Here is a 6,621-nt window from a genome sequence, read left to right on the forward strand (position 1 = left end):
ATCAGTATCACAATGAACTGGTATGCTCATGCGTCCATAGATACCGCAAAATCAGAGGTTCAGCGTCTAATCGCATAGAAGTATTTACCACGATTTTAACCACGTTTGATAGCGAAAATATAAAAAGATAGACCTAGATATGTGAGGTTTACCACAAAAGCAAAATGCCCGTAGAGCCGATAAAATAAGGCTTTGCGGACATTTGAGAAGATATAAAAAGATAGTCAAAAAGGCATATATAATTTATGTTAATTTTTAGTAATTCAACTAAAGCCAAGATAGTCATGGCAACATCAATGTACAGATAAATATACATAAAACACGTCCTTGTGCAAAATCGGAATCTTTGCCAACTCAAGATATCATCCTATTTTTTCAAAGATAGCCACCGCTACTTCAGTAGCAAGTTTAAGTATTTTGAGCACAAAAACATCTATCTCATTTAATCTAAAACGCCTTATTTCCGTTGAATTACATAAGGTTAGCCTTGACTTTTACATATATCAAGTGTTTAATATTCATACAGAAAGACTACTGGATACAGTGGTTCCTCTGAATTTTTTAGTATAAAGACACTAGTAATCCGTTGGGTTTGGGTGAACTAGTGTCTTTTACATTTTTCTACGATAATCAATGTGATTTTTAGTAATTCAACTAAAGCCAAGATAGTCATGGCAACATCAACGTACAGATAAATATACATAAACACGTCCTCCTACAAAATCGGAATCTTAGACAACTCAAGATATAATCCTTTTTATTCAGAGGGTTCACCGTTACTACATCCAGTAGCCAATTTCTATTATAAATGTTCAATGTGAAAACAATATTAACTCCAAGCATTTTGTTGCGAATGATCCTATCTTGTCTAAATCGCCTTATTTTCATCGAATTAGATATGATTTTAACATCTAAACTAACACAAAATCAATCATTTACACAACATAAGATAAAAGAACCCTCAACTAAGAGGATCCTTCTTACTTAATACATGTTTTAATACTTCTTCCATCTTTTGAAAGTCGATTGGTTTCGTTATATAATCATTCATCTGTACATCAAATGCTTTTTTCTTATCTTCCTCAAACGCATTGGCAGACATAGCTATAATAGGTATATTGGTCTTTTCAGGTTCAGATAGATGGCGAATGCAATGTGTGGCCTTAAAGCCATCCATATTCGGCATTTGAATATCCATTAAAATCAAATCATAGGTATTGCTAGGTTGATGTTGGATTTCATTTACACAAAGAATTCCATCTTCTACAGCTTTTACTTCAAAACCCATTTCCGTAAGAATCGTTGTCGTAATTTCTGCATTTAATGCATTATCTTCCGCCAACAAAATTCTTTTGCCTTTAAATTCAATATCACACTCATTATGAGATTCGATATTTCGATTTGTATATTCTTGATCAGCTATTTTATGTGGAATGGTAATTGTAAAAATACTGCCCTTACCAAGTTCACTTTCTACTTCAATACTTCCATCCATTAGATCCACAAAGTTTTTAACGATGGCCATACCCAAGCCTGTACCAGGAATCTTAGACATGGTTGTATTTCTTTCTCTTGTAAATAACTCAAATAATGATGGCAAGAAATCTTCACTCATTCCAATACCCGTATCCGTAATTTTTGTTTGAATTAACGTATAACCTTCTCTATCACAAGGAAGTTCCTTAACATCAATGGTTACCGTACCTTCTTCAGGCGTATATTTAATCGCATTACTAATTAGATTGGATAGAATCTCCTGCATCTTAGTCGTATCCACCATAATATTCTTGTGTTGAACACGAATATTTCTATTCAATTCAATATGTTTCTTTGAAGCCTCGGCTTCAAAAGCACCACAAACAAGTTGAGAAACATTACCAACCACATCATAGTTTTCATCCAATTCCATTTTACCACTTTCAACACGAGCCATATCCAACACATTATTGATAATCGAAAGTAATAATTGACTGGATTGTTCAATCATTTCTTGATAATGAACTAGCTTAGGATCACTCAATTCCTTCTTCATTAATTGCGAATACCCTAAAATCGCATTCATTGGCGTACGAATATCATGCGACATATTAAACAAGAACATGGATTTGGCTTCATTTGCCTTTTCTGCTTTGATCTTTGCTTGTCGTAAAGCCTCTTCTTGTTCTAATTCACGTTTCTTTTCTTCAGTAAAATCACGAATCGCAATTAAGATACTAACCACATTACCAAACTCATCAACCTTTTGTGGAACAACCATCGCTAGCATCCATACTCCATCTATTCTATCAAACGAATATGACAATGAATTTCTACCCTCAAGACGTTTTGCGATAGTATCAAAATCAAAGAATTCTACAGTTGATGCTCTATAATCTTTCGCAATCAATCGATTGATTAAATCAATCACTCCATTTATATCTACTTTATTCACATTCAATTTAGGATCATATTCTCTACTTTTCTTGATCAATTCCACTTCTTTGGAAATCAAATCAATTACGGAAATATAAGAATAAGCAGCACCCAACGCCTCTACTTCATGACGAGCCTGTTGTACTTGTCTTCCTAAAGCAATTGGAAATTCTTCATTTTCCATTTGTTGCTTATCCGGCATTGAATGATGAATATGAAGCACTTTCCATTGATTATTCTGTATTCCATAAACAATTGTAAAACGAGAGTCCATATGCATGATGGTAACTTCATTTTCGAAAATACCATAGATTTGAACAGAGCCATACACAAAGACACATTGATCATCCACTATATGTTCTTCAGCATCAAAATCTTTAAACTCAAAACGAATATCCTTTCTTTTCTCTACATCAAATTTGAATGCAGACAAAAAATGATCCATATTACTAAAGAACTCTTGTTTTCCCGTACCAATAATACTCGCATTGGAATCTAAAAAATCCTGAATCGCAACATCACTCAACGTATCCGATCCTAAATATGTTTCTAACAATTGTTTGGTAAGTAACTTAAAATCCATCATACAACTAACTCCATTAAACAAAAAGGCATCATCCAAATCAGACAATGCCACATTATATTATCCCTAACTGATTTGAAAAGATATATCATTACCTATATGATACCATTAATTTCAGCCAATGTTATCATTAATTTCATCTAATTTATCAAATATATCCTCAAGTGAACCATCACAAATCGTTTTGTAGGTCCGCTTATATATTGAATAAATTGAATTTCTTGCCCTTTCATTGCTACCCCTCCTATAAAGCCATGTAATTAACACTAATTATAATTCGCATTGTTATTAATATTATCAATAACGCTCTTGATTTCCATCCAAGTTTGAATGTCATTGCCAAACAAATCAGCAACTGAACCTTTATCCGTAAATGGAGACTGTTGTAAAACACTCATGTCTTTCATTAAACCATTTCTTACCATATATTCTACAATTTGGTTCACGAAATAGATCTGTTCAGAATTAAGATTTCTTTCATCTAAATATTTAGAGAAAGCATCCTTGGCAGCATTCATATCCAAACCAACAATTTCTCGAACAAATTCCCCAATCGGCTTTTCCCCTACTTCTGAGTAATAATCTTTCTTAGTACCCAATTCTTTCCATAAAATATTTTCTAAAGAAACTAAATCTGTATTATTTAACGGTTTATTCTCTTTGATTTTCAAAATCACTGGATCATCTTTTTGATGTTGGCGAATATAGTATTCAATTTTAGATTTATAGTTCTTTAAATCATCATTCTCCAATTCTGAATCATTAAATTGAACATCTAAAATATCATCTTCAAAATTCGTTTCATAAGATAATCCTTGTCTAGGAATATATTTGATTAAATCTCTTAATCGCAAACGAATCTTTTCAAATTCATCTATACCGCTATATTCCAAATAATTCGTATTTAAGATAGCATGAATAATTTCACTTTCCTTTTCAATTTCTGGAATATTCGACACTTTAGATAAACCTGTTACCTTTTTTAATAAATCTTTAATTCTACGCTTACTCTGTTTCTCGGCCAAATGAGCTAATTCAATACCATACATTAACGCATCAAATCGTACAGCACTTACTTCATCTTCATCAGGTAAGATTAGTGGTGCTAATTCTTGACGCACCATCAAACAATCTTCATATGTAAGCATTTGATAATGATCTGGATTCGAATATAGATCCACATATTTTAAATGTTGTCTAACATCAAAACGATTACGATCCAATTCTTTAACCTTACCAACCATATAATCAACAAGTTCTTTACGCCATTTTTTTAGTTCATCCGTTTGATAATTCAAAGCTTGTAATTTATAAGCTATCTCAAACTTCAACGCAAAAACAGCTCCCTGTACTGCAAGCATGTTCGGTGTTGCACTTCCAGTCTTCATTCTGAAAAATTCAAAATTACCACAGAAATCAAAAATCAAGAACTTATCTTTATCTTTTCCATCTAAAAGTCCTGGACATAATCTTGTTCCACGACCAATCATTTGCCAGAATTTAGCCTTACTCATTACTTTTTTAAAGAAAATCAAATTCACACATTCAGGAACATCAATACCTGTGTCTAACATATCAACTGATATCGCAATTTGAGGTAATTTTCTAGGATCAGAAAACTGATCAATTAACGTCTGAGAATAGTTGATTTTATTATCAATGACTTCTGCATAACCTTTTAATTCAGGATAATCCTTATTAAAAATTTCCAGTATGAGTTCTGCATGCTTATGATTCTTCGCAAAGATAATTGTTTTACCAATTTTTTGCCCATAATCAATACGAATACCATATTTAAATAAAGTTGCTAATACCTTACGCACAGTATCTTTATTAAAAACATATTGATTTATAGCTGAAGCACTAATCGCTTCAGGAACATTCCCCTCTTCATCGACAAATGTTTCCTCATACTCTTCTTTTTCATCATTATCCAATTCATCCCAATGAATTCCATTCTTCATAAATTCTGTAGAACATTCTATAGATTTGTAGTCAACTAAAAATTCATCATTTACAGCCTGAGCCAATTCATACCCATATGTTGGAATTCCATTTTCTAATTCAAAAACCTCATATGTATTCTTATCAATCTCATCTTTAGGCGTTGCAGTTAAGCCAACTAAAGGAGCATCAAAATATGAAAATATATCTCTATATTTGTTATAAATAGATCTATGTGCTTCATCACAAATAATTAAATCGAAATGTCCGCAAGTAAATAATTTCTTGCCTTCATCCTTAATTGTATCAATACAGCCAATCATTGTTTGATAAGTCGAAAATACTGCATGAGCATTATAATTTTCTTTATCTTCCACTAAATTGGTAGCTGAAAGATCCGGCAACAAATTCACAAAACTACGCTTAGCCTGTGTAACTAATGAGTTACGATCTGCCAAGAATAAAATATTCTTAATCCAACCATTATTTAATAGCACATCTACCAAACTAATGACAGTTCTTGTTTTACCAGACCCAGTAGCCATAACTAATAAAGCCTTTCTTCTATTTCCTTTATCAAAGGCTTCACATACAGCACGAACTGCAGCTTCCTGATAATAACGACCAGCTATATTCTTATTAATCGCAATATAATTCAAATGAGATTTTGTTCTTCTTAAATTGAAATACTTTTCTAAATCACGCTTTGAATAAATACTCGATACTCTTCTTTCAGGATAATCATTGTCTATTATACGAGTTTCAAATCCATTCGTAATGAAAATCACAGGTCTTCTTTTATATTTCTTCTCTAATAAATCTGCATATAATTTTGCCTGTTGTCTTCCCACTGCAGGATCTTTACAACTTCTCTTAGCCTCAATCACTGCTAACGGAATGTTCATATCATCATATAAAACATAATCTGCATAGCCAACTTCTGACTTATTAGGCATACCTTCAAGTTCAACTTCATTAATCCAATCTTTACCTTCAACCCATCCAGCATCCATCAGCATGGCATCAATATATAATTTACGTGTTTTAAACTCAGATAAATCTAATGGTTTTGCTACATATGTTTCTTGCTGTTGAACACGACGAGAACTCAACTCTTCTTTCAAAGATTTATTTTCCGCGATCAAAGCCTCTAAATCAACATCTGGAACTGCTTTTACAGGAACCACTTCCTCTTGTTCCAATAAAGAGTCATCATATTCTCTTTCTTCGTAATTATCACCATAACAATACGCAATAAAATCAGTAAAATAGAACAAGTTATGTAAACATATTTTCGCGATACTAGCCGTTTTAGTGGTTGCAGTATGAACCGCTTCATTCCCATATCGACGAATAAACTCAATTCGCTTCCAAATATCATCATCCATGATTGATTTAAAAGCTCGTGTATTCATTAATGTATGCAAATTATCCTGGTAAGGAATATCTAAATCTGCATCTACTGAATACATCCATTTAATGCCTGCCTCTAGTGCACGTCTACAGTTGATAATACACGTACTAACATCAATCTTATACGTCTTCTCTGCAACAATAGCTATATCTACAAAGCTATCAAAATCTTTTTCTTTCTTTAAATAATCGAAGTTAGTCATATACTACCTCTCTTTCTAGTTCTATTATACTCTTCTTAATATCAAACCTTGATTTATCGACTTGTT

The 6,621-nt window shown here is 32.4% G+C and carries 2 protein-coding genes; both read right to left on the reverse strand.

Features of this window, described 5'->3' with window-relative positions:
- Positions 1-961: 961 nt before the first annotated feature.
- The gene (locus Q0F04_RS11140; RefSeq protein ID WP_295753315.1) at positions 962-3,043 is read right to left on the reverse strand and encodes an ATP-binding protein; all 2,082 of its coding nucleotides are present in this window, start codon (positions 3,041-3,043) and stop codon (positions 962-964) included.
- A gap of 218 nt (positions 3,044-3,261) precedes the next feature.
- Positions 3,262-6,555, reverse strand: coding sequence for a DEAD/DEAH box helicase family protein (locus Q0F04_RS11145; RefSeq protein WP_295753317.1), 3,294 nt, complete (start codon positions 6,553-6,555; stop codon positions 3,262-3,264).
- Positions 6,556-6,621: the final 66 nt, after the last annotated feature.

It is taken from the genome of uncultured Holdemanella sp., from assembly GCF_934772795.1.
Taxonomy (GTDB): Bacteria; Bacillota_I; Bacilli_A; order Erysipelotrichales; family Erysipelotrichaceae; genus Holdemanella.

Excerpts from the sequence above, each read along its gene's own strand:
- Q0F04_RS11145 (WP_295753317.1), bottom strand. The coding sequence starts at position 6,555 with ATGACTAACTTCGATTATTTAAAGAAAGAAAAAGATTTTGATAGCTTT.